The organism is Chondrinema litorale (genome assembly GCF_026250525.1).
Classification (GTDB): Bacteria; Bacteroidota; Bacteroidia; order Cytophagales; family Flammeovirgaceae; genus Chondrinema; species Chondrinema litorale.
The window spans coordinates 780084-800626 of the sequence record NZ_CP111043.1 but is presented as its reverse complement, the minus strand read 5'-3'; the positions used below and the strand labels follow the sequence as shown (position 1 = coordinate 800626).

Here is a 20543-nt window from a genome sequence, read left to right as displayed (position 1 = left end):
CGTGTAAGTATTCTGATAAATAATATTATTATATTAATAGACTAAATATAGCATTTAAGAAAGGTGCAGAATTTAAGCTGAAAACAGACAGGTATCAGCGACTAGCAAAAGTAAACGTCACATGGAAATACTGAACTCTTTTTTTAACTGGATAATGAGCAAGCGGATTACCCAGATCCAAGAATTTATGGATAATCCACATGAAGTACAGGGAAATATTTTTGATTACCTAATTGGAATGGCACGACATACTGAGTGGGGAAAAAAATATGGTTATTCAGATATAAGTAATTTCGATCAGTTTAGAGAGCGTGTTCCTGTATCTAGTTACGAACAGTTTTTTCCATATATTGAGCGAATGATGCATGGAGAGCAGCGGTTACTTTGGCCAACCAAAGTAAAGTGGTTTGCAAAATCTTCTGGAACTACAAATGCACGAAGCAAATTTATTCCGGTTACAGACGAGTCGCTTGAAGAATGCCACTTTAAGGGAGGCAAAGATCTTGTATCATTATATGTAAACAAAAATCCTGAAACAAAGCTTTTTGGAGGAAAAACTATTGCTATAGGAGGTACTTACCAAAAAAATGAGCTAAACGCCAAAATGTATTATGGTGATGTTTCTGCCATCATCATGAAAAACCTACCGATTTGGGCAGAGTATATGCGAGCTCCAGGTATCGATGTTGCCTTGATGGATAACTGGGAAGAGAAAATCGAAAAAATGGCTCGGTTAACAACCGATGAAGATATAACAAATATTTCTGGCGTACCTACCTGGACAATCGTACTCTTAGAAAGAATTTTAGAAATAACAGGTAAAGATAATATTGCTGAGGTTTGGCCAAACATAGAGTTGTTTTCGCACGGTGCTGTAGCGTTTGATCCATACCGAGAAACATTTAAAAAGCTGATTCCTAAGAGCGACATGAATTACCTGGAGATTTATAATGCCTCTGAGGGATTTTTTGGGATGCAAGATACAAACAAGCCCAATGAAATGTTGCTTATGCTAGATTATGGCGTATTCTACGAGTTTATTCCAAGTAGCGAGTTCGACAAAGAATATCCTAAAACTATTGGGTTAGCAGATGTAAAAATTGGCGAAAACTATGCTATTGTAATATCTACAAATGGAGGTCTCTGGCGCTATAAAATTGGTGATACAATTCGATTTACCTCAACTACTCCTTACAGATTTAAAATCTCTGGAAGAACCAAACATTTTATAAATGCTTTTGGCGAAGAGGTAATTGTTGAGAATGCAGAAGAAGCGTTAACTCAAGCTTGTAAAGTTTCAGGAGCAGAGGTAGTTAACTTTACAGTAGCTCCCGTTTATCTCGAAACAGGTAAAAAAGGTGGTCATCAGTGGCTAATAGAATTTGAGAAACTACCAGAAAATAAAGAATTATTCAGAAATACTTTAGACGAAACTCTCCGTAAGATCAATTCTGATTACGATGCTAAAAGAGCTCACAATTTAGCATTGGTTATGCTAGAGATTATAGAACTTCCTAAAAATACCTTCTACGATTGGATGAAGCGTAGAGGAAAATTAGGGGGGCAACATAAAGTGCCCCGCTTATCTAATAATAGAGAATATGTAGAAGATATACTTTTAATGCTCAGTGAATCAAGAACTCCTACGCCTTAAATTAAGAAGCTAGTACTGAGGTTTTTACTGTAGATTCTCTAATCATAAGCTTAGTTTTTAAAATCTTAGTTTGATATTTATATGCCTGTTCAGAATCACTGTGCAGGTATTTTATCTCATCTATGAGTAAAGAGGTGGCTATTTTACCCATTTCAAATCCGGGTTGCGCAACTGTAGTAAGAGCCGGTTCAACCACAGAAGCCATTGCCCAATTACTAAAGCCAACTACAGCAATATCTTCGGGTATTCTTAATCCAGCTTCTTTTATTGCGACCATTGCACCTATGGCTACCAAATCTGTTACAGCAAAAATGGCATTTGGTCTATTGGGCATATTTATCAACTGCTTTGTAAATTCATAACCTTCCTGCTGAGTCACTTTATCACATCCAATAATATAATCTTCATTTTTAGGAATGTTATGGTCTTTTAATGCCTTGAGGTAAGCATTTAATCTATTTTGACTTGTAATTGGATTTAAAGGGCCGTGAAAATGAGCAATTTTATCATATCCAGCATTAATTAAATGTTCAATTATATTATATGCTCCTTCAAAATCGTCTATAATTACCATAGAATGGTCTTTTATTTCATAGCATACCTTGTCAAAAGAGACGACAGGTAAGCCATAATTCTTAATTTTTCTGAGATGATCGAAGTTAGATGTTTCATTTGCCAAAGAAATTAAAATGCCGTCTACTCTGCTAGAAAACAGTGCTTCAACATCTTCAACTTCTTTAGAATACATTTCCATAGACTGGCAAATCATCACTCGGTAACCAGCCGTGTTTGCGGTTTCCATTATTCCACTAATTACAGAAGAAAAGAAATGATGAACAATTTCTGGAATAATTACTCCCAATATTTTAGATTCCTGCTTTCGAAGGCCTTGAGCAATTGTATTTGGTCTATAATTTAATTTTTGAGCTAGGTCTTTAACTTTTTGTCGAGTTTCGAGACTAATGTCAGGGTGGTCTTTAAGTGCTCTGGACACAGTAGCAGAGCTCACGTTTAACTCTTTTGCTAAATCGGCAAGCGTAATTTGTCTCGCTTTCATTTAATTTTTATCTGGTTAATAATTTACATATTTACTTTAGTAATCAATATATGGTATTTTTGTTAGAGGAAGTAGAATGGGAATTTTGACAAAATTATAACTAATCCCTCTTAAGCTGGTTAAACGAAAGATGCAACTAATAAAATTCCTTTTTTTATTTTGTTTAAAAAATGATTGTTGTTGTAAATTCTGGGCTGGTCATTTACTCATCCATTAAAATACTGTTTTTATCCTGAAAAAATATCTAATGGCAATAAAATTGTGTGGATTTTTTTATAGAAGTGCTAAACTCTTCTGCATTACCCATGAAATAAATTATATTTGTCCGGTTTAATTTTTTGGATATTTTTAAAGTATAAATAATAAGATTTATAACTTTTTTGACTACCAAGCCGTTTATCGCGGAATAATGTTATATAGGGTTAAATTGAATTTTTAGAAATGATATAGATTTTTTTTCCGACCCGTCTTATTTATTATTTTAATTTGAAATTTTACTGTATAAACTGACCAAATTAGTCCTAAAACAATCAATTTACTCCAGAAGTATTTATGCTGAAGCACATATTCATTTTTTTAATTTTAACAGTTTCTGTAACAAGCAATTTATTTTCTCAGAATACACAGGCTGATGTAGCAGATAATAGAATTTACAGGGATGCTTTTGAATTGTTCGACAAAGATCAATACAGGGCAGCTCAGGTAAAATTCAGAGAATACATGGATGTTTCGGGCGATCCTTCAGAAGAATATTATATTCAATCTGCATTCTACGAAGGAATTTGCGCGCTCGAACTCGAACAGTCTGACTTTGAAGTAAACATCAGAAACTTTATAGCCAATTACCCAACACATCCAAAAGCTCAACGAGCTTACTATTATCTTGGGAGCTATTACTTTGACCAAGGTAAGTATGAAGAAGCCTTAAAAAACTTTATGCATACTAACCTCGAGAGTGTTCGTGACGATAGCGATGCTGAAATAGCTTTTAAGTTGGGTTACACTTTCTTTGTTCTAGAAAGGTACGATAGGGCCAAAAACTATTTGGCATTAGTAAGTAACAGCATGCATCAATATGCACCTGCTGCCAGCTATTATTCAGGGTTTATTTCGTACACAGAAGGTGACAACGAAGAAGCTCTTAGCTACTTACACAAGTCGAGAGAAGATATTAATTATAGAGATAAATCTTTAGAGTTAATAGCTGCAATTTACTACAGACAGCAACGCTATAATGAGGTTTTAGAATTGGCCAACTCGGTTACAAACGATCCTCCTCCTGGGCTTACCTTATTAGCAGGTGAATGCTACTTTATTAGAACAGATTATAATAATGCAGCTACTTATTTTGAAGAGTATTTGAGTGAAGTGCCTAATCCAGAAGATAGAGGTACAAACTATAGAATTGGTTACACCAAGTTAAAAAGTGGTAAGCCAGAAGATGCGATTGATTTTCTTTCTGTTGCAGCAAATGGAGAAGATACGCTTGGTCAAGCTGGAGCTTTCCATTTGGGTTTAGCCTATATTGCTGCTGATAAAAAAGAACCAGCCATTCTAACATTTGATCGTTGCAGAAAAATGAATTTCTCACCAGTAGTGCAAGAGCAGGCTGCCTATTATTATGTGAAAGTATCTTACGATATGGGGCAGTTTACAGAAGCTATTCGTGGTGGAGAAGACTATTTGTCTCAATTTGCTAATGGTACTCATGCTCAAGAAGTTTACTCACTAGCCAGTGAAGCTTTTCTTAATACTGGGAATTACGATCGGGCACTTTCTTATTTAGAGAAGGTGCAAAACAAAAATAGTAGATTGCAAGAAGCATATCAGGAAATTGCTTTTAATAAAGCCGTTCAAGAATTTAATGATGCCAATTACAGAACAGCTGTAGCATCGTTAAAAAATGCTTTAGCCTATAAGGTAAATCCAACCATTACCAATTCTGCAAATTACTGGTTAGGAGAAGCATATTCTGTTGGTAACAAATACGATTCTGCCATTATGTATTATGGAAAGGTTTCTCCGGCAGACCCGGTTTTTTCAGAAACTACGTATGGTATTGGTTACGCTTATTACAACAATAAAAATTACAATAGTGCATCACGTTATTTCTTGCAATATATCCAAAATGCAACGGCTAAATCTTCGCCTACTAAGCAGGTAGATGCTTTAGTAAGATTGGCAGACTGCTACTACATAATGAAGAGTTACCAGCAGGCAATGGAATATTACGATGCAGCTTTGCAAAATAGCACTATTGAGCCAGACTATGTTTACTTCCAAAAAGGTCAGGTTTCAAGGTTTTTGAATAAGTTAAATGATGCTGTAGCAAATTTCGATGCTGTAATAAATCAATACACAACTTCTCCATATAGAGACAAGGCTTTGTTTAATAAAGCAGAGATTTACTTTGAAAATGGAAGAAGAGATGAGGCAAATCAACATTATACTTCTTTAATTAATGAATATCCACAAAGTCAGGTTGTTCCTTACGCTTTGGCAAAAAGAGCCTTGGCAGCGAGTACAAATGGCAATCAGCAAACAGCAGTAGCCGATTATAAAAGAATACTTGATGAGTTTATGTCAAATAAATCTTTAGCAGAAACAGCAATACAGTCTTTGCAAGAGATTAATACTGGAGGGTTTCCTATTTACGATTTGCAAGAATATGTAAATAAATTCTCTACGGTTTATGCTGGTAGTGAAGTGGTACTGAAATCTCAGTTTGAAAGTGCTCAAAAACCATTTATTGATGAAAACTACCAACAGGCAACTCAATCGCTTACTCAGTTTATTCAGACAACTCCAACAACAGCTTATACATATGAAGCCTATTACAAATTAGGTTTTTCTTACGAAATGTTGAGCGATTTGGAAAATGCTGTTAAAAGCTACAATCAGGTACAGGGTGACTATAAAGAAAGGTCAGTTAGAAACGTAGCCGATTTAGAATACCAGCGTGGAAATTATTCAGTAGCTGCTGAAAAATATGGTGAACTTCAACAGATTGCCAGTAAGAAAAGATACATTAAAGATGCTTTAATTGGTCTTACTAAATCTTATTTCGAAATAAATGATCTTGAGGCAACGGGTTATTATGCAGATCAGATCATCAACGAAAACATTACAGGTAGCATTAACATTGCAGAGCTTTACAAAGGCAAAGTGCTACTTGCTAAAAACGAGTCTGATGCTGCAATCTCTCAGTTTGAAAAAACCATTTCTTTAGCTCAAGATAAATATGCTGCTGAAGCTCAGTATAACATAGGGCTTGCATTAAGAAAGAAAGGAAACTTCGAAGGAAGTACGCAAGCCATGATTGAAGTGAAGAATAAATATGAAACTTATACTGAGTGGGTTTACGAAGCCTTCTTGATTATTGCTGAAAACTATGTCAGTTTGGATAATAATTTTCAAGCAAAAGCCACACTGGAATCTATTGTAGAGTACAGTAACGATCCGGGGGTTAAAGAAAGAGCTGCAAATAGACTTGCAGAAATAGACTAAATACTGATTTAAAATATCATATAAATATTTCATTTTGAGGATGAATATAAAGATAAGAATAGGACTGACAACTTTTTTGATGTTTATAGCTGTTTTGCAAGGTATGGCTCAACAGGAGTGGGAAGAAGGTGGAGATTTAAACGATGCCCGCTTGCTCATTGAAAAAGAGAGTGTGCTGGAATTGCCTACTAAACCCAAACAACTCGATAAAATGGAAAAAATCGAGAGGGAAAGAAGTACTGCACCGCAACAATATAGCTTAAATCCACTGGTGCTAGATTTACCCGGGATTATGCCAGAGCTCGATGCTGCAGAGTTAAGAAAACCCGCAGAAGATTATTTACAACCAGTAGATGGATATTTTAAAGCTGGTTTAGGTAACTATTTTACAACTTATTTAGAAGGTCATTACTACGGTGGTGACGAAGGCATTTTCCAATACGGTGGTAATGTGAAACACCTATCTTCTCAAAGAGGACCGATTGATAAAGAGAATTCTGCTAACAGTTATAACAGTATCGATCTTTCAGGTAAATACTTTTTAACAGGCGGAATTCTAAAAGGTAATATCGGATACGAAAGAAACGCTGTGCATTTTTATGGTTACGATACCATTCCATTGGCAGCAGATTTCGATGCAGATAATATCAAGCAGGTTTATAATGTCTTTGATATTGGAACCAGTTTTATGAACGACGATCCTTTAGCCGATATTCATTACGAAGCTGGAGTTGATTTTTATGCGCTTAGCGATAATTACGAGGCTTCAGAAACAAACCTCAATCTACACGGAAAAGGCAAATACGAATTTAGCGATGAGTCATTTGTTGATGTAAATGCAAATTTAATCTTTGCCTCAAAGAATGATTCTGCCAAAGTAAATAGAAACTTATTCTTAATGGGAGCAGCTTATCACTATCAATACGATCAGTTTAATATTACTGCGGGTGTTAAGATTGCTTACAATGGCGATTCTACTTTTGTTAAAAATCGATTCAGAATTTACCCAGATATTCATGCAAAATACGGATTGATTGAAGATAAAGTAGCACTTTACGGAAGATTAACAGGAGGCTTAGAACAGGTTACATTAAGAAGTTTAAGTAGAGAAAATCCTTTTATTGGGCCAAATGTCGCTTTAGCGCATACCGATAAGCAAATAGAATTAGCTGCTGGTGTAGAAACTGCTCCTAATGGTAAACTTGGTTTTAAAGCAGAAGCTGGTTACAGTAGCATTAAGAACTTATACTATTTTATTAATAGTGATGCAGACCAGTCTAAGTTTGATGTATTTTATGAAAATAGTGGAGTCGGTGTATTAAACTTAAAAGTTGAAGCATCTGCAGAAATTGGTCCGGTACGTGCAGTTTACACTACCAATTATTATAATTATGGAACAGACTCATTGGATGCACCATTTCATCGCCCAAGTTTGTTAAATACCCTTTCAGCCAGTTACAACCATCAGAATAAATTGTTCGTGAATCTAGACCTTTATCATATCTCAGGTTTACAAGCAAGAGAACCTGTTACAGGTAATACAATAGATTTAGATGGTATAATAGACCTAAACTTAAAAGCAGACTATGTAATTAATAGTAATTTTTCGGCTTTTATGGCTTTAAACAATATTATATCAAAAAAATACGAAAGATATTTGTATTATGATCGAAAAGGAATAAATGTATTGTTGGGAGTGACTTACCGATTGAATAGTTTTGGATTTTAGTCGTTTTTTAATAGAAAATAGCAATTCTTAGCTAGAAAAAATACAATTTATTCCATTTAGCGGTTTATACATTTTAGGGCTTCAAATTTTTACAATAATGATTTCAGATTTTTTAGCAGAAGCTTTACAGGAAAAAAACACAGTGTCTGTTCCGGGTTTCGGTACCTTTACTTCCCAACCTGTAAGTGCGCATATGGATGAAGAAACTGGTATTTTAAAACCACCATCTTCTGAGATAGTTTTTATCGATGATATTGGCTATGGAGATGCAGAAGATTCATTGGTTGAATTTATCATCTATAAAACTCAAAGAGATAGAGAAGAGGTTGTTGATGAAGTAAATGAGTTTGGTAATAAAGTAAAAGAAGAAGTAAACCAAAACGATAGCTACACTATTGATGGTTTTGGTGTATTTGAGAAAGGTTTATACGGCAATATTACTTTTAAAAATGAAGGATCTACTTTTGGTGGAAACAGTTACGGTTTGCCAAAGTTGACAATTACTCCATTAAGCGAAGACGAAATAATTACAGACGAAGCGGCACCAGAAGAAGAGGAAGAAGAAACAACTAAAAAGTTTCCAGAGGCAACACTGTGGGCTATTTTAATTCCATCTATCATTATTGTATTGTTAGCAGTTTGGTTGATGATCGACGAAGGAGCCAGAAGTAAGGCAACTAATATGCTCGCAAGTGCCGAAGCTGGTATTTTTGGTGGTGATAAAACTGATGATACAGCTAATTCTGATGTAACTAGTGACTCAACAAATAATGCAGTTGCAGAAGATAGTATAGCGGATAATTCAACCGAAACTACTGCTGAAACAACAGATGAGGGCACAGATAATTCAACTGCTGAAGATCAAAACAAGGAAGAAGCTCCTAAAGAAGAAGTTAAGCCGCCCGTTACAAATCCATTATCTAGTTCTTCTGAAGCATTTGTAGATGCTAAAAATGGTCATTACTATCTGAGTATAGCCAGTTATCCTGATAAAGAGAATGCAATGAAAAGAAGAGATAAACTAGTTGCTCAGGGTTATACAGAAGCTAAAGTAGTAGAAGCTGGTGCTGGTAAATACAGGGTTTCATTAGCCGATTTTGCTAGCAAAGCAGATGCAGATAAAAAAGTTCAGGATGCTAAAGGTGACTACGATAGCATTTGGGTGTTTAAATTCTGATAGTATTTTTTAGATAGCTTTTACTATAGAATAATAAAATATTAATGCCTGTTAAATGCTGAAAAAATTCTAAGAATTAAACATTTCTCAGGTTTTTCGTTTGAAAAATTATATAAGTTTGTTTTAATTTGATAAGCCTTATTTTTTAAAAAATTAAGATTTTTTCAAGCATTCTTTTAGATGCATTTTTATACCATTAATAAATAATCTCAACTAAATCAATGAATCTCATGCTACAGCCTTCAGAGGATACGCTTAATGTGGTAAAAGAGGGAATCACCAGCCCTGTATTACAAGATCAAATAGAACTTTGGGAATTGGTGACTAAAGGGGGATGGATTATGGCCATACTTGGAGTATTGGCATTGGTAGCCCTTGTAGTTTTTATTGAGCGATTAATTCTTCTTAAAAAAGCACAGGGTGATCCTGAGCCATTATTGAATAAAGTTAATACGGCTGTTTTAAGAGGTGATATTGATGGTGCAACTTCTGCTTGTCGTGAGGTAACTACACCTATGTCTCGTATGCTTACTACCGGATTAACTCACATTGGTTCATCATTAAAGAATATTGAGGCCGCGGTTGAAAACGTAGGTAAAATTGAAATTTATAGACTTGAAAAGAATATTTCGATTTTAGGTACTATATCTGGTGCAGCTCCTATGATCGGCTTCTTTGGTACTGTAATCGGTATGATCAATGCCTTTATCGCCATTTCACAAGAAGAAGGTTCAGTAAGCCCTAAATTACTTTCTTCTGGTATATACGAAGCAATGATTACTACTGCTGGTGGTTTATTTGTGGGTATTTTGGCTTATGTATGCTACAACTATTTAGTAAGACAGGTATCTGAGGTAATCCACAAAATGGAAGTAACTTCTATCGAGTTTATAGACTTGCTACAAAGACCAAACTAAACAGTTTCAGGTAATACCTGTTTCAATCTTTACACAGATAATCAAATAAAAATATTATGGGTTTTCAGTCTAAAAATAAAGTTGATCCCAATTTTAATATGTCTTCAATGACAGACATGATATTTCTGTTGTTGATCTTTTTTATGCTTACATCAAACTTTGTAACTCCTTCTGGACTGGACATTAGCGTGCCATCTAGTAAGGCTTCTAAGAAAGTTTTGCCTAAAATTAATGTAGGTATAGATAAAGATTTTAAATACTATGTGAATGAAGTAAACATTCCATTTGATCTTTTAGAAGACGAATTGCGTTACCAGTTATCAGGAGAGGAGCAAGGAGTTGTTGTAATTTCTATTGATAAAGACGTGCCAGTACAGTATCTGGTAAACGTAGCCGGAATTGCAACCAAGCTAAATGCTAAAGTAACTCTTGCAACAAAACCTGATTAATTATTAATTCACAAAAAGCAGCAAGATATGTATGATCTAAAAGCTGAAGAACGCAAAGCCAGAAATATAGGCATGGTTACAGGAGTAATCATATTTGCTTTATTCATTGTTTTTTTGATGAATATGGTAGTGTGGCGCCCATCTATAGAGCCTATTACAGACTATGGCATGGAGATAAATTTCGGTACAGATGATTTTGGTTCTGGAGATGCTCAGAGTAAGGCTCCAGCAAACCTCAACGAAAGTCTGGATGAAGCCAAACCAACTCCTGAAACTATACAACCTGTAACTGAAAACACTCAAAATACACAAGAAGTAGAACCTGTTCAGGAATCGAACGAAAGTGTAGATAATACAGAAGTGCCTAATCAGACAGTTGCTGTTACAGATGCGCAGGTTGACGAATCTGTGGAGGCAGTACCAGAAGAAAAAGTAAAAAAAGAAGAGGTTAAAGAAAAAGCTGAGGAGAAAAAAGTAGAGGAAAAGAAAAAAGAAGCAAACCCGGCTACTTTACTTGGAGGAGAAGGTACGGCTGATGAAAATAAGAAAAATAGCAATGGTAATACAACTGGTACAGGCGACCAAGGTAAACAAAATGGCAGTCTAAATTCTGATGCCTTACTAGGTGGTGGAGGTTCTGGTGGCTCTTCTCTTGATATGCCAGGCTGGCAGTGGGAAAGCGCACCAAAAGTAGTAGATAATTCATCTATGACTGGTAAATTGGTATTTGAAGTTAAGATTGATGATGAAGGTGAAGTAATAAGTGCTGAAAGAGTTTATTCAGATATCGCAGATAGGAACGTAATTAACTCCTATAAAAATGCAATTATGGATTTGATCTTTGAGCAAGAAAGTGATATGATTGATCCGCCAAGAATTACAACTGGTAGAATTACTTTTATCATCACTGCAAGGTAAATATTCAAAAGTTTAACCTTATTGAATTGAACTATAAGGAAGCCCTTGATTTTATGTATGCCTGTTTGCCCTTTTTTCAGAAAACGGGCGATAAGGCATACAAACCCGGTTTTGGCAACATCTTAAAGCTTTGTCAAAAACTTGGGAACCCACAAAATGCATTTAAATCTATTCATGTAGCAGGTACAAATGGCAAAGGGAGCTCATCTCATATGCTGGCTGCTATTTTGCAAAAGGCAGGATATAAAACGGGTCTTTATACATCACCCCATCTAAAAAGCTTCACAGAAAGAATTAAAATAAATGGTATTGAAGTAGAAGAAGAGTTTATTGCTCAGTGGATTACTACTTACCAAAGTGTAATTGAAGAAATTCAACCATCGTTTTTTGAGGTAACAGTCGCATTGGCTTTCGATTACTTTGCAAAACAAAATATAGATATTGCCATTGTCGAAACAGGTTTGGGTGGCAGGTTAGATGCAACAAATATTATTTTACCAGAAGTAGCGCTAATCACCAACATTGGTTTAGATCATGTGCATATTTTAGGAAATAACCTCCCCGAAATTGCGAGTGAAAAAGCCGGAATTATTAAAGAAAATGTGCCTGTAGTAATTAGTGAATCGCAATCAGAAACAGATCAGGTTTTTATTAATAAAGCAAGCTCACTAAATGTACCAATTTCTTTTGCAGATAAAGCTTATGAAATCTTAGTAGAAGAAGATGGAATTAGGATAAATAAAAATGGAAAATTACTTTTCAACCATTTAGCATTTTCACTGCCAGGCGAGCACCAATTCAAAAACTTACAAGGAGTTTTACAAACGATTGATATCCTTAATTCTAAAGGAGATTTTATTATAAAAGATGAAGATGTTGAAGAAGCTTTAATTGCAGTTCAAAACATCACAGGTTTAAAAGGGAGGTGGCAAACCTTACAAGAAAATCCGCTAGTAATTTGCGATGTGGGACATAATGAAGAAGGTTTAAAGGTAGTAGCAAGCCAATTAAGAAAAGTGAAATATGAGAAGTTACACATTGTATTTGGAATGCTAAAAGAAAAGAACGCGGCTAGAATGTTAAGTCATTTTCCATCTGATGCAATTTTTTACTTCTGTAAACCCGATAACGATAGAGCAGTTGAGGTCGATTATTTAAGTGAGAATGCTAAAAAATTGAATTTAAATCATCAATCATATATATCTGTAAAAGCGGCTGTTCAAACTGCTAAACAAAATGCTGGCATCACAGATATGATTTTTATAGGAGGGAGCAACTTTGTAGTAGCTGAAATTGAAGAGCTTTAAAAAAATAATCCCGATAAATAAATTACCGGGATTAATATTTTTAGAAAATAGAGGCAGATTCTTAGAACTTACCTTCTAATTGTACTAGGTCGATAAATCTATGGATTCTGTCTTCCATTTCATCATCACTAATTTTAATAATTCTTTCAGTACCAAATTTCTCAACAGCAAAAGAAGCCAAAGCAGAACCATAAATAACTGCTTTTTTCATGTTGTTAAAAGAGGTATCATCAGTTTTTGCAAGGTATCCGATAAAACCACCAGCAAAGGTATCTCCAGCTCCGGTTGGGTCAAATACTTCTTCTAATGGAAGGGCAGGAGCAAAGAAAACACTGTCTCCATTAAATAGTAGAGCACCATTTTCTCCTTTTTTAATTATAAGGGTTTTAGGCCCCATCTCCATAATTTTCTTAGCGGCTTTCACTAAAGAATACTCACCAGAAAGTTGGCGTGCTTCAGCATCATTAATAGAAAGAACATCAACTAAGGCAATAGTTTCTTTAAGTTCTTTCATTGCGATGTCCATCCAGAAATTCATGGTGTCCATCATTATGAGCTTAGGTTTTTGGTCGAGTCTTTCAATAACAGCTTTTTGAACCTGTGGAGAAAGGTTTCCTAACATTAAATATTCAACTCCTTGGTAACTATCTGGAATTACCGGATCAAAGCTTTCTAATACATTTAATTCTGTAACAAGAGTATCTCTTGAGTTCATATCGATATGATACTTTCCTGACCAGAAAAATGATTTTTCTCCTGCTTTAATTTGAAGGCCTTCAGTGTCGATGCCATGAGACTCTAGCAATCTGATATCTGCCTTTGGGAAATCATCTCCTACTACTGCTACTAACTTAACCTGATCTGTAAAATAAGAGGCGGCAAGTGAGCCATATGTAGCAGATCCTCCTATGATTTTATCAGTTTTTCCAAAAGGAGTTTCTATTGCGTCGAATGCAACTGTTCCTACTGTTAATAAACTCATTTAATAAAAAAATTTAGTTTTAATAATAGCTATTCTAATGCTATAATATTGTGGTACAAACTTAAAAAATAAAGTTCATCCCCACGTTAAGAACGTGCTTAAATTGAGTTCTTGGTCCAGTGGCTACAACATTTCCAGCGTCATCGGTAATGCTTATATCAATGTCATCGTCGTAAATGAGGTTAGTAGAAAAGTTGGTATTAAGAAACTTACTAACTTTTAAAACCAAAAGTGTTTCCCAATAAACATCTATTTTATCTAGTTTTAAGTAGTTAGCGAAAAGTTGTAGGTTATTCTTAAAGGTAACGTTTTGCATAAATTTAGTGCTCAACTCAGATGTAAATTGCATACCTACCTCCGACAATACTTTTTTGCCTTCTTCAACGCCATAGTCTTCTACATCTACAGAATCATCTAAAACCATGGTTAATTTACCAGAGATAGGTGAAAACATCCCATTAAGTTTAAATTCTTCTTTTTTAGTTTCATACTGAACACCTGTTGAAACCTCAAACCTTCCAGGGGCTAAAAAGTTTGATATTTTTTCTTCAATTTCGTCGCCATTGCTATCAGTGCTATAACTAATACCCTCGTAGAGTTGTGTGTTAATTTCAAACTTGTTTGAAAAACTCCATTTTTTGCTAAATTTCTTGCTAAACTGCGTAGATATTTTAATTGCATCATCCGCTTTTCTTATCGAAGTACCATTAAGTTTAGTAATACCAAATGCTGTTCTTAGCGAATTGGTCCAAGCACTCTGATCAGTTTCACGTACAGCTTCTAAATAAATAATACTTCCAAGAGAAATGGCGCTCTGGCCACCACTAGCCCAATTGGTAAGGCCTACATTAGAAAAGTTAAGGTTAAAAGTACCTTTCTTTTTCCAGTTTTTTGGTTTTGCTTGCTCGGGAGTTCCTGTAGATACAATTTTTAAAGTATCCTGCTTTTTTACTTGCTTTTCAATATCTTGTACTAGTTTTAAAAGGAATAGCGTATCACTATTATTAAAGATATAAGTACTGTCGTTGAGTTGACTTACACTCAAGCTATCACCCTTAAAAAATGCTTGATATTTATTTATATGAGAGATGGAATCTTTTGTAGCCTGTTCGTCTTGTGCTTGAACTTCATATAGGATAGAATTTAATAAGCTGGTAAATAGAAAAATTATAGTAAAGCGATTTGTAAATAATTGGTTTAAGACCCTCATGAGTAGTTTCTTCAACTTCAATATGATAATTATAGATTAACGTTAATTGCGGTTATAATTTAATAATGATTGTTTTTTAACTTAGGATTCAAAATTAAATTTTTTAGGTAATAGTGTCAATAATTATATATATAAGTAATTGCTCTGTTTAACTTATTTTATGATTTTTGGAACTTCCAATTTTTTCCTGTTTCATGAGCCTACGTTTATTTTTTAATCAGTTTACAGAAGAAGAAGTTCAAGTTTTTACAGCTGATCCAAATATTGCATCAACCATAGAATTTCATTGTAATGATTTTCCTAATTGGGAGGATGCAGAAATTGCTATCATTTCAACAGAAGAATATCGCTTTAGCACTAAATATTCTCAATCTGATACCTCTTCAATAACATCAGCTTCCTCTATCAGAAAGTCATTATATCAGCTTAAATCTGTAACTAAAGAATTAAAAATAGTTGATTTAGGTTGCCTGCGATTAGGTGAAAACTCGGACGAAACTATAGAAAGACTAGCTGAAGTGTGCAGTATGCTACTTAAGCATGATACTTTACCTCTAATTATTGGAGGTGACCATGAATTAGATTTTGCTCAGTTTCTTGCTTATCAAGATTTGGAGAAAATGTTGGCTGTTGTAAATGTAGATGCAACAATTGACATGACTTTGGCTCAAAAAGAAAAGTTTGGCCATGTTCAAAGAATTTTACTACATCACCCAAACTATCTTTTTGACTATACTCAATTAGGGTATCAGCGCTACTTTGTTGACTTAAAAGTTTTAGAAACTTTCCAAAAATTAAATTTTGAGTTAAAAAGCATTGGGCAAATGCGAGATAAATTCGAAGATGTAGAACCTTTGGTAAGAAGTGCAGATATGCTCAGTTTTGATGTAACTGCAATTAGAAATGCAGAAATGCCTCTCAAAACTAAAGTGCACCCGTTTGGTCTTACAGGAGAAGAAGCTTGCCAACTAAGCTGGTATGCAGGAACAAATGAAAAACTAACATCTGTTGGATTTTATGGCTTAGATACAGATATAGATGAAAATAGTATTTCGGCAAAAGTTATTTCTACCATGATTTGGTACTTTATTGAAGGCTTTGCACATAGGAAAAAAGAATACAGTTTTAAAAGTAATTTTCACATAAAGTACATTGTACCACTTGCTGCTATCAATGAAAAATTACCTGTTCATAATTTGGTTTTTTACAAGAGTAAAATTACTGACAAATGGTGGATGGAAATACCAGTGAGTCTAAGTGAAATGAAAGAATTCGGGAGAAACATAATAATCCCTTGCAGCTATGCAGATTACGAAATTGCTAATACAGGTAACATTCCCGACCGTTGGTTAAAAGCGATGGAAAAGTACTCTTAGTAGGATTGAAGTTTAATTTTTTTTCATGCAATTTGATTAATTTCATTTAAAAATAACATCAGTCAAGTACCTAATAAGAGAGCTTAAATCATTATTAAACTACTTATTTAGCCAAAATACTGTTAAAAAGTATAAATCACTGTTAGATTTTGTGTAAAAATATTACATTAAGGCCATTCTCGAAAATTTTCATTTTTAAAATGATAATGCTACTATTAATAACAAGAAAACAGTAATATTTTTTTTGAATTGCAAAATGGATTTAATTCTAGGCAAATCTTTGTTTTGTACAATTTCTTTTTTGCTGTTTTTAGAGCTTATTTTTTAAATTAAATATTTTTGTTCTTTCTCCTTAAAATATGAGTATTTGCTTATTTTAAGTAAATCCAGTTTAAAAAAAAGTTATAAAAATATTTAAAATATTATATAATAATACATTGAGAAGTAGGTTAGATACTATATTAAATAATATCGTACCTCGATAGAAAAATTACTCTTTTTAAGGTAATACAAATCAAGGGTTTAATAAGCTATCAACTTCAAATGATTTTATAAACGGATGTAATATTCATAAAACACTCAATTTATTTAGCTATTTATTAATTCATTACATCCTTATTCAAAATACAAAAATTGAATTTAATCAGCTTTTTGAATTATGTACCATCGGAGTAATACTCCTTTTCATTAGAAATCAGATTTGTAAAGGATATGGCAAAATTGAAACACATTATCAAGCAACTTTCTTCAGGTGATTATCAGTCGATACATGAACTATTAATAGAAAGCAATGCAGATAAATCTGCATATTTGCTTGAGGCAATGAGGTTAAGGCAACTTTCTGATGCTAAAATTATGAGTGAGCTTGATGTAAATACAAATGCGTATTACACATTAAGATCAAGACTTAACCAAAAAATTGAAGAGTACCTTCTTCAACAAATGGAGAGCCCTAGAACGGACTTGTTGAAAAAAGTTTCTAACATAAACGAAATTATTTTCACCAAGAAGAAAGCAATATCAATAGCAACGCTTAAGAAGCTTGAAAAGGAGTTGTTGGCATATGATCTTTCTAATGAATTAACTATCGTATATAAGACTCTTAAAAAATTACATATAAACTCAGAAGATTATTTTGAATACTCTCAGCTATATAACAAGCACGTAGCTTATATGCTGGCAGTAGACAAAGCTGAAGATCTTCTAGCCCAGTATTTCAAAAAGTTTGGTGAGTTTACACTAACAGGTGATGAGATCGATAAAATGGAGCTTAACCTGTTAAGTAATGAGATGGATAATGTGTGTAAACTTTATAAATCTCACAGGTTATATGTTTATCAAAACTGTTTGAGTATTTTCCATCGTCTGTTTATTGAAGATGGTGAGAAAACTGATGATACTAAAGAGCCGATAGAAGATATACTTGACAATGTTGAAAAAATATTTGAAGAGTATTATCTAGATTCTATTTACTTCCACTTAAAACTGGTTTTCGAATACTTAAGGTTAGAGTACTACACACATTACAAAGTATTTAGAAAAGCTGAGAAGTATTTTGATCAAGTAAATGAAAAGGCTGGTACTTTACTTACTAATTATGGTCTTTATGCTTATTCTCCACAATTCTTAAATACCAAATTAAGTAGACACATCAGATTGAAGTGTGAGGCTGATTTGTATGCTGAAAATCAAAGATTATTTGAAGGATTCGAGTGTGATAAAGAAGACTTGCCGAAATATATTAATTATGTAATGTATAGAGCAATTTCTTGTTACTATGTAGGCAAATTTGACGAAGCAGCAAGAGAAATTAACAACTTACTTAATGAGATAAGTCTTAAAAAATATCCTTATGCGATGTTGGAGATTAAGTCGATTCTTGCATTAATGTATGCATGTAAAAAAGACGACGACTTGTTCTCTCAATTAGTAAATAGTATCCAACGTCAGATAAGAATATTGGGTAAAGATATGAGTGAAGATATCGTGATATTCATTAAAATATTGAAAATTGCGATAAGCCCAGCTAAAAAAGATAAAGCCATGAAGATTAGAAGTCTAATTGGCAAAATGGAAGCTATTAAGCCGGCAAGATTGTTTAGTCCTACTCAGTTTATAGAAATGGATGATCGTTTTGTAGAGCTTATGGCGAATAGCATGTGATCTTACACTTACTAAACATATTTACAGGAAGCATCCATATCGGATGCTTTTTTTGTTTTATGCCTATTTTATAGTATTGTGGTTCTAATGTGATTTTTTAAACCAATTTGTGGGATTTTTTTTCGGTTTGAAACAAATGTCTTTTAATAATAAGACAAAAGTCATATTTCTGAGACTACTTGCTTTATAGTTTTGAATCGAATTAAAGAAAAGGATATCTATTTAATCTAAACAATATAAATGAAGATGGCAGATCATTTCAAAAGACCTCGATATACTACTGCTGAAGAAGCTGTGTCATGTATTAGAACTGGTGATAGAGTTTTTGTTCACAGTGTTTCTATGGCTCCTCATACATTAATTAATGCTATGATTAGTAGAGCAGATGAACTAAGAGATGTTGAAGTTATACATATTCACACAGAAGGTCCAGCTCCATATACAAACCCAGAACTCGCAAAAAGCTTTAGACATAATGCTTGTTTTGTTGGTAGTAATGCCAGAAAAGCGGTGCAACAAGGTGATGCTGATTATATACCAATATTTTTAAGTGAAGTTCCTTATTTATTTAGGAGAAAGATATTACCAATAGATGTTGCAATGATCACTGTTACACCTCCAGATCAACATGGTTATTGCTCACTGGGTTCGTCTGTTGATGTGACTGTTGCTGCTTTAGAATCTGCTAAATTTATTATAGCAGAAGTTAACCCACAAGCTCCTCGTTCATTAGGAGATGGTGTAATTCACATAAGCGAAATTGATTCACTAATCGAAGTTGATAATCCAATTACTGTTGTTCCTCACCACGAAATTTCTGAAGAAGAATTTAAAATTGGTAAATACATTGCCGACATGGTAGATGATGGAGCAACTTTACAAATGGGTATTGGTGGTGTTCCAGATGCTGTATTAACTCAGCTTACAAACCATAAACGTTTAGGGGTTCATACCGAAATGTTTTCAGATGGTCTAATTGACTTGGTAAAAAGAGGCGTGGTAACGGGAGAAGAGAAGAAGGTATTACCTCATAAAATTGCTGCTTGTTTCGTAATGGGTACACAAAAGGTTTACGACTTCTTACACGACAACCCTATTGTTACTATGAAAGATGCAGCCTATACCAACGATACAAGTATTATTCGTAAAAATCCAAAAGTAACAGCTATAAACAGTGCCGTAGAGATTGACTTAACAGGTCAAATTTGTGCAGATACCATTGGGCCAAGACAATTTTCAGGAGTTGGTGGTCAGATGGACTTTATGAGAGGTGCTTCACTATCTGAAGGTGGAAAGCCAATTATAGCATTACAGTCTATTACTAAAAAGGGAGTTTCTAAAATTGTTCCTTTCCTTAAAGAAGGAGCTGGTGTTACCACAACTCGTGCTCACGTTCATTACATTGTAACTGAATATGGAGTTGTAAACCTTTACGGTAAAAACCTAAGACAGAGAGCCAAAGCATTAATAAGTATTGCTCATCCTTCTCACCGCGAAAGCTTAGAGAAAATGGCTTACGAACGTTTTGGTAAATTGTAAGAATAGAATAGTTTACATACTTTTATACCATCAGCCTTTCTTTTTAATTTTTGAAAAGAAAGGCTTTTTTAATTTACGACTTTGACGGATCGTAATCAATACCGCCAAAAAGATGAAGCATTAATGATCTTGAAATTCTAAAATTGATAGGAACCATTAAAATGGCTGGAATGATAGTGCCAGAAAGCAAGATGGAAAGTATAGGTTTGTCCATCATAGTATTTAAAGCCACAAAAAGTGTAATTACAATAGCAACATTAATAGCATAACTAAAATACATGGCACCAATATAAAAACCTGGCTCTGGGTTAAAGCTTTGCTGGCAATGCTCACATTTATCGTGCATCTTACTAAACTTTATTGGCTTTGCCAGAAATGGGTGTTGGAACATGTGGCCTTCTCTACATCGCGGACATTTTAAACCAACTATAGCTGATATTTTAGTGCGGTTAGGTGTTTGATTCGTTGTATGAACCTCCATAATTATTTAGTATGTTTTTGTGTAAATTTAAAGTTTAATGGAGAGAATAACATCCTTATCTTCAATCAATTTCACTT

At 34.0% G+C, this 20543-nt stretch carries 15 protein-coding genes; 11 read left to right on the top strand and 4 right to left on the bottom strand.

Annotation, left to right across the window (positions count from 1 at the left end):
• The first annotated feature begins 121 nt into the window (after nucleotides 1–121).
• Nucleotides 122–1654, top strand: a complete 1533-nt coding sequence (locus OQ292_RS03265; RefSeq protein ID WP_284684616.1) for a GH3 auxin-responsive promoter family protein — start codon at nucleotides 122–124, stop codon at nucleotides 1652–1654.
• 1 nt (nucleotide 1655) lies between these two features.
• Here the strand turns inward: OQ292_RS03265 and OQ292_RS03260 are convergent, their stop codons facing one another.
• The gene (locus OQ292_RS03260; protein ID WP_284684615.1) at nucleotides 1656–2711 is read right to left on the bottom strand and encodes a LacI family DNA-binding transcriptional regulator; all 1056 of its coding nucleotides are present in this window, start codon (nucleotides 2709–2711) and stop codon (nucleotides 1656–1658) included.
• A gap of 552 nt (nucleotides 2712–3263) precedes the next feature.
• Here OQ292_RS03260 and OQ292_RS03255 point away from each other — a divergent pair.
• From OQ292_RS03255 to OQ292_RS03225, 7 genes are all read left to right on the top strand, one after another.
• Nucleotides 3264–6218, top strand: coding sequence for a tetratricopeptide repeat protein (locus tag OQ292_RS03255; protein WP_284684614.1), 2955 nt, complete (start codon nucleotides 3264–3266; stop codon nucleotides 6216–6218).
• A 40-nt stretch (nucleotides 6219–6258) separates the two neighbouring features.
• A complete protein-coding gene (locus OQ292_RS03250) occupies nucleotides 6259–7947 on the top strand; it encodes a TonB-dependent receptor (RefSeq protein WP_284684613.1) in 1689 nt (562 codons plus the stop codon).
• A 97-nt stretch (nucleotides 7948–8044) separates the two neighbouring features.
• Nucleotides 8045–9124 carry an SPOR domain-containing protein gene (locus OQ292_RS03245; RefSeq protein ID WP_284684612.1) on the top strand — a complete coding sequence of 360 codons (1080 nt, stop codon included), beginning with the start codon at nucleotides 8045–8047 and terminating at the stop codon, nucleotides 9122–9124.
• 230 nt (nucleotides 9125–9354) lie between these two features.
• Complete coding sequence (locus tag OQ292_RS03240) at nucleotides 9355–10041, top strand: MotA/TolQ/ExbB proton channel family protein (protein WP_348970602.1); 687 nt, start codon at nucleotides 9355–9357, stop codon at nucleotides 10039–10041.
• A 56-nt stretch (nucleotides 10042–10097) separates the two neighbouring features.
• The gene (locus tag OQ292_RS03235; protein WP_284684610.1) at nucleotides 10098–10490 is read left to right on the top strand and encodes an ExbD/TolR family protein; all 393 of its coding nucleotides are present in this window, start codon (nucleotides 10098–10100) and stop codon (nucleotides 10488–10490) included.
• A gap of 27 nt (nucleotides 10491–10517) precedes the next feature.
• Nucleotides 10518–11408, top strand: a complete 891-nt coding sequence (locus OQ292_RS03230; RefSeq protein ID WP_284684609.1) for a hypothetical protein — start codon at nucleotides 10518–10520, stop codon at nucleotides 11406–11408.
• 26 nt (nucleotides 11409–11434) lie between these two features.
• On the top strand, nucleotides 11435–12715 hold the full coding sequence (locus tag OQ292_RS03225; protein ID WP_284684608.1) for a bifunctional folylpolyglutamate synthase/dihydrofolate synthase: 1281 nt from the start codon (nucleotides 11435–11437) through the stop codon (nucleotides 12713–12715).
• Between the two features lie 61 nt (nucleotides 12716–12776).
• Here OQ292_RS03225 and OQ292_RS03220 read toward each other — a convergent pair whose 3' ends face one another.
• Together OQ292_RS03220 and OQ292_RS03215 are read right to left on the bottom strand one after the other, a co-directional pair.
• Nucleotides 12777–13697 carry a PfkB family carbohydrate kinase gene (locus tag OQ292_RS03220; protein WP_284684607.1) on the bottom strand — a complete coding sequence of 307 codons (921 nt, stop codon included), beginning with the start codon at nucleotides 13695–13697 and terminating at the stop codon, nucleotides 12777–12779.
• 61 nt (nucleotides 13698–13758) lie between these two features.
• On the bottom strand, nucleotides 13759–14907 hold the full coding sequence (locus OQ292_RS03215; RefSeq protein WP_284684606.1) for a DUF3078 domain-containing protein: 1149 nt from the start codon (nucleotides 14905–14907) through the stop codon (nucleotides 13759–13761).
• A 194-nt stretch (nucleotides 14908–15101) separates the two neighbouring features.
• Between OQ292_RS03215 and OQ292_RS03210 the strand changes: the two genes are divergently transcribed.
• From OQ292_RS03210 to OQ292_RS03200, 3 genes are all read left to right on the top strand, one after another.
• Nucleotides 15102–16283 (top strand): arginase family protein, encoded by a 1182-nt coding sequence (locus OQ292_RS03210; RefSeq protein WP_284684605.1) that lies wholly within the window; start codon nucleotides 15102–15104, stop codon nucleotides 16281–16283.
• A gap of 711 nt (nucleotides 16284–16994) precedes the next feature.
• Nucleotides 16995–18446 (top strand): hypothetical protein, encoded by a 1452-nt coding sequence (locus OQ292_RS03205; RefSeq protein ID WP_284684604.1) that lies wholly within the window; start codon nucleotides 16995–16997, stop codon nucleotides 18444–18446.
• A gap of 246 nt (nucleotides 18447–18692) precedes the next feature.
• Nucleotides 18693–19985 (top strand): acetyl-CoA hydrolase/transferase family protein, encoded by a 1293-nt coding sequence (locus tag OQ292_RS03200; RefSeq protein ID WP_284684603.1) that lies wholly within the window; start codon nucleotides 18693–18695, stop codon nucleotides 19983–19985.
• Between the two features lie 73 nt (nucleotides 19986–20058).
• Here OQ292_RS03200 and OQ292_RS03195 read toward each other — a convergent pair whose 3' ends face one another.
• On the bottom strand, nucleotides 20059–20466 hold the full coding sequence (locus OQ292_RS03195) for a DUF983 domain-containing protein (protein WP_284684602.1): 408 nt from the start codon (nucleotides 20464–20466) through the stop codon (nucleotides 20059–20061).
• Nucleotides 20467–20543 lie beyond the last annotated feature (77 nt).

Coding starts and splice junctions, on each gene's coding strand:
- OQ292_RS03260 (WP_284684615.1), bottom strand. CDS start 2,711: ATGAAAGCGAGACAAATTACGCTTGCCGATTTAGCAAAAGAGTTAAAC.
- OQ292_RS03245 (WP_284684612.1), top strand. CDS start 8,045: ATGATTTCAGATTTTTTAGCAGAAGCTTTACAGGAAAAAAACACAGTG.
- OQ292_RS03235 (WP_284684610.1), top strand. CDS start 10,098: ATGGGTTTTCAGTCTAAAAATAAAGTTGATCCCAATTTTAATATGTCT.
- OQ292_RS03195 (WP_284684602.1), bottom strand. CDS start 20,466: ATGGAGGTTCATACAACGAATCAAACACCTAACCGCACTAAAATATCA.
- OQ292_RS03205 (WP_284684604.1), top strand. CDS start 16,995: ATGGCAAAATTGAAACACATTATCAAGCAACTTTCTTCAGGTGATTAT.
- OQ292_RS03200 (WP_284684603.1), top strand. CDS start 18,693: ATGGCAGATCATTTCAAAAGACCTCGATATACTACTGCTGAAGAAGCT.
- OQ292_RS03230 (WP_284684609.1), top strand. CDS start 10,518: ATGTATGATCTAAAAGCTGAAGAACGCAAAGCCAGAAATATAGGCATG.
- OQ292_RS03220 (WP_284684607.1), bottom strand. CDS start 13,697: ATGAGTTTATTAACAGTAGGAACAGTTGCATTCGACGCAATAGAAACT.
- OQ292_RS03255 (WP_284684614.1), top strand. CDS start 3,264: ATGCTGAAGCACATATTCATTTTTTTAATTTTAACAGTTTCTGTAACA.
- OQ292_RS03215 (WP_284684606.1), bottom strand. CDS start 14,907: ATGAGGGTCTTAAACCAATTATTTACAAATCGCTTTACTATAATTTTT.
- OQ292_RS03240 (WP_348970602.1), top strand. CDS start 9,355: ATGCTACAGCCTTCAGAGGATACGCTTAATGTGGTAAAAGAGGGAATC.
- OQ292_RS03250 (WP_284684613.1), top strand. CDS start 6,259: ATGAATATAAAGATAAGAATAGGACTGACAACTTTTTTGATGTTTATA.
- OQ292_RS03210 (WP_284684605.1), top strand. CDS start 15,102: ATGAGCCTACGTTTATTTTTTAATCAGTTTACAGAAGAAGAAGTTCAA.
- OQ292_RS03265 (WP_284684616.1), top strand. CDS start 122: ATGGAAATACTGAACTCTTTTTTTAACTGGATAATGAGCAAGCGGATT.